This is a genomic window from Corynebacterium sp. (genome assembly GCF_012838985.1).
GTDB lineage: Bacteria > Actinomycetota > Actinomycetes > Mycobacteriales > Mycobacteriaceae > Corynebacterium.
The window spans coordinates 1-4,261 of record NZ_DUOE01000172.1 but is presented as its reverse complement, the minus strand read 5'-3'; the positions used below and the strand labels follow the sequence as shown (position 1 = coordinate 4,261).

At 64.6% G+C, this 4,261-nt stretch carries 2 protein-coding genes and 1 pseudogene; all 3 read right to left on the bottom strand.

Annotated elements, in window-relative coordinates; genetic code table 11:
* The coding region (locus GXZ33_RS09855) for a hypothetical protein (protein WP_291340862.1) at positions 1-2,506 on the bottom strand (2,506 nt) is incomplete at its 3' end.
* Between the two features lie 78 nt (positions 2,507-2,584).
* Positions 2,585-3,214: pseudogene (locus GXZ33_RS12665) on the bottom strand (choice-of-anchor K domain-containing protein); the annotation flags it as partial.
* Between the two features lie 448 nt (positions 3,215-3,662).
* Positions 3,663-4,261, bottom strand: a 599-nt coding sequence (locus GXZ33_RS09850; RefSeq protein WP_291340861.1) for a hypothetical protein, incomplete at its 5' end; no start/stop codon positions are given.

Here is a 4,261-nt window from a genome sequence, read left to right as displayed (position 1 = left end):
TCGCGTTGATGCCGAGCTTGGCATCGACCACGGTGACGTTCGTCAGGGTGACGTCGCCGATGTTTTTGACGGTGATGGTATAGTCGACGGTGTCACCAGGCTTGGCCACGGTCGTCGAGCCGACCTTCTCGATGCTCAGCGCCGGGCCGCTGATGACCTCGACCGTCCAGGTGTCGGCGACGGTGTCCGTCTGATCGCTGTCGGCGGTCGCCGTGTTGACGATGCCGTCGAGGTCCGCCTCGGTGACGGTGTAGGAGCCGGTCACCTGCGCCGAGGCACCGGGGGCCAGCTCATCGATGGTCTCCTCGATGCCGAGCTTGGCGTCCACCACGATGACGTTCGTCAGGGTGATGTTGCCGGTGTTCTGCACCGTGAGGGTATAGTCGACGACATCGCCGATGCGGGCCGTCGTGGTTGAGCCGACCTTGGTGAGGGTCAGGGCGGGCTCGGGCGCCAGCAGGCGCGTCACCGTAACCGTCGCCTTGTCCTCAGCGGACTCGGTCTGGTCGCTGTCGATGACGGCGACGTTGTCCACCGCCGTCTGGCCGATGGCGAACGCCGTCTCGTCCTTCAGCGTGGCCTCATAGCTCACCGAGCCAGCGGCGGCGGCGGCCAGAGGGCCGATCTCCCAGACGATGCTGCCGGAGGTATAGGTATCCTCACCCACGGCCACGCTGGCCACATAGGTCCAGTCCGGCGTGTCGGTGATGGTGACACCCGTCAGGTCCATGGTGCCGGTGTTGGCGTACTCGAGGGTGTAGACCACCTTCGCACCGGGCTCGGCGCTGGTCGGCGTGGCCACCTTGATGATGGTCAGGCCGGGCACGACGCCGGTGTAGGAGGCGCTATCCTCGTCGGAGTAGATCGTGAGGCCGTCCGCGGCGATTGCCAACGCGACGGGCCGCATGATCTCACGCTGGAACAGGGCCGTGGCCTGGGCGGTGTTGACGTGCGTGCCCGCCTCGGCCTCTACCGGGCCGAGCACACAGGAAGCCGACTGACCGCCCTCGAGAGTGTCCGGCAGCTCGCACTCAAAGGCGGCGAGGGCCGGGTCGTTCACCACCGGGCTGGAGAGCGGCGCGTTGCCGCTGTTGGTCACGGTCATGCGGTAGTAGATGTCACTACCGACCTGGACGGTGACCTCCTTGCCCCACGGGCCGCTGGCGGAGGTACCGACCTCCTTGGTCAGCGACAACTGCGGGTAGCGGTTACTGAAGGTGCAGGTCGCGTTCTGCCCCTCGCTGAGGTAGAGGTAGACGCTGCCCGACTCGATGTCGATGCCGTACTCGGCGCCCTCGCACACGATGTCCGACAGGACCCAACCCTCGGGCATGACGGACTCGGTAACGATGTAGGCGCCCGGCTCGAGATCAAAGGACTGCGACTCACCACCCTTGAGGTTGAACGTCAGCGGCAGTTCGCCATCGCGCGGTAGGACGGCCAGGGTGAGCTGCTCGGTGTCCAGCACGAAGCCGAACGGGGTCGTCGTGTCACCGGCGGCGTCCTTGACGATGGTCAAGGTGTTCGCCAGGATGACGTAGACGATGGCCGAGTCCTCGTCGGTGACGGTCTTGCTGGCCGAGCCGACGGTGGCCGTGCCGCTGGCGGTCGCCGTGTTGACGATCTCCGGATGGTCGTCGGCGGTCACCGTGTAGCTAGCGCTGCCGGTGGTCGACGCGCCCGGCGCGAGCTCGGTGTCAGCCAGCGTGATGGCGCCGAGCTTGTCATCGGTGAGCGTGACGTTCGTGAGGGTGATCTCACCCGTGTTCTTGACGGTGTAGCTGTAGACCACCGTGTCGCCGGGGTACGCCTCGGAGACACTGGCCGTCTTGACGACCTCAATCCCCGGGACCAGGCCGGTGTAGCTGGCCGTGTCGCTGTTCGAGGTGATGGGGATCTCGCCATCGGGCTGCAGGCCGGTGGCGTAAGCGGTGTTCGTGTGCACGCCTGCCTCGGCCTTTACCGGGCCAGCGACGCAGGTGACGGGATCCGCCCCGCGCGCCAGGGACACCCAGGCGCAGCTGGAGACGTCAAGGTCGGGGTCCTCCACCGTGACGTCACTGAGGGGCACGTTGCCGCCGTTGGTGACGGTGAACTGGTAGTAGACGTCGGTGTCCGCCAGGACGGTGATGCTGTCCTGCCACGGCCCCGTGTTCGACGTGGCGATCTGCTTCGTCAGGCTGAGGTTGGGGGCCGCCAGCAGCGTCACGCTGGCCGTATCCGTTGCCGTGACGGTGATCTCCTCGTACTTCCCGGTCGCCGTGGCGGTGTTGATGATGTCGCCGTCGCTGTTGGCGTCATCATCGTCCACCGTATAGGTGCACGTGAACTCCCACGTCTCGGTCTTGTCTAGGCGATTGTCCCGGTCGACGTCACCCACGTTAGGGCCGGATGTGAGCACCGGGGTCACCGGAGAGCACTTGTCATCGCTAACAGAGACGTTGGAAAGCTCCACATCGCCCGGGTTGCTCACGACGTAGGAGTAGGTGATCGTGTCACCCTCCATGCCGCTGGTCAGGTCGGCCGTCTTCTGTACAGCGATGGCCGGTTCGGTCCGCGTGATGCGGCCAAAGAGGTAGGCGGTGTTGGTTGTCTGCTCTTCGGCGATGAACTGGTTGATCGGCGGTTTGCTGGGATTGTATGTCTGCGAGGCCTGGAACCCGAGGATCTCAAGCGTATACCGGACACCGTCGATCCGGAAGGTCTGAGAGGGAATGGTGTTCTCGAACCATGACTTGTCAGGACAGACCGTCTGTCCAGGGTACTCGCAGGGCCGCGAGTTGACTGTCTCATCCAGTCGCACAACATAATCCAGTGCGACTGACTCAGAGCCTCCTGAGGTTGCGATGGTCAGTTCGATGCGCAGGTCGACTCTCTGAAGATCCCGGTCTGCGTAGATTGGCAGGTTGTAGTGGCGGAATCGCCCTAGCAGAAACGGCTGGCCGGGAACGACGCTCGATACGGTATTGCCCCGGAATCCAAAGCCGCTTTGCTTGCGGCGGCCGCTGTTGCTAGACGGGCATCCCCTATGACTGTCTGGATCGCCGTAACGAACCTGATCGTCGTCGCCAGAGTCGTCGTTCGGGACGCCATACCAGGCACATTCAGCTGTAGATCCTCCCAGGGTTCGGGCGTTCGACCACGCGCCCCGGGTACTGATTGAGACGGCGTCGGCCAGCACCGGCGACGCGCCCGTGAACACCCCCGACGCCATGAGGATCCACACGAGGGTCAGGACGATCCTCGCGATCCTAGCAGCCGAGGGCTTGTACCTTGTTGAACAGATTGATGGCATCGTCTTGTGCTTCCTTTCTCACGCCTGTGTTGCGATAGGCATTGGGAGCCGGGCGGCGACCCCGGCACTGGGTGAGCTGATTGCGGGTGGTATGCGTTGCGTAGCGACCTCCTCTGTGGTGCTGGTTCGGTGCCACTCGCGACGCTGCGATGGGTGACGGCTCAACGAGGTTCGCAAAGGGCCTTGCCACGCACTAGTATAGTGGGTGAAGGTAAACGAGACGTTACGAATAGGTGTATCTTTCCTTAATATGCGGGATGCTGTGTGACCGGAGGACTTTGCTATACGTTACAGGGTTATTTATGGTGAGGAACGGCGAGAGGGCCCGACTCTTCGTCGGGCCCTCTCGGAGGGAGTGCGGTGTGATCTAGCGCCGCCGGCGGATGGCCCAGCCGAGGCCGGAGAGGGTGGCAAAGAGCCCCACACCTCCCGCGAGCATCGGCTCAGGCCCGCTCCCCGTCACCGGCAGGCCCGGTGCACTCGGGGGCGTGGGGGCCACGTCCGGGGTGGTGCCTCGATCCACCAGCTGGAAGTAGAGCACGTACTGGTTGCAGCGCGTGATCGAGACACTGGCACTGCTCGGATTGTTGTTCTCCGTCCCCAGGCTGGGGGACTCGATGCGCACGAGCTCGTACTGCCAGCGCGCCGAGTCCAGCCCGTCGGGCGTTTGTGGCTGCACGGAGACGTTCCAGCTCGTGCCCTCTGGCGGGTAGAAGGTCCACATCACCTGCTGCTGGCCAAAGGCATCCACGGTGGTGTAGAGCGTCTCCTGCTCCGTACCGCCGACCCAGGCCTTGACGGGGATGTTGTTCCAGCCGCCAAAGACGACCACGGCGACATCGGCGCGGGTGCAGGGGATGGGGGTAGGCGGCTGCTCGAGGGGCCGCTCCAGGGCCACGGTGGCCTCAGCGGTGTCGGTGAGCGTGTGTCCCGCGGGGTCCTTGCCGGTGACGGTGGCCACGTTGT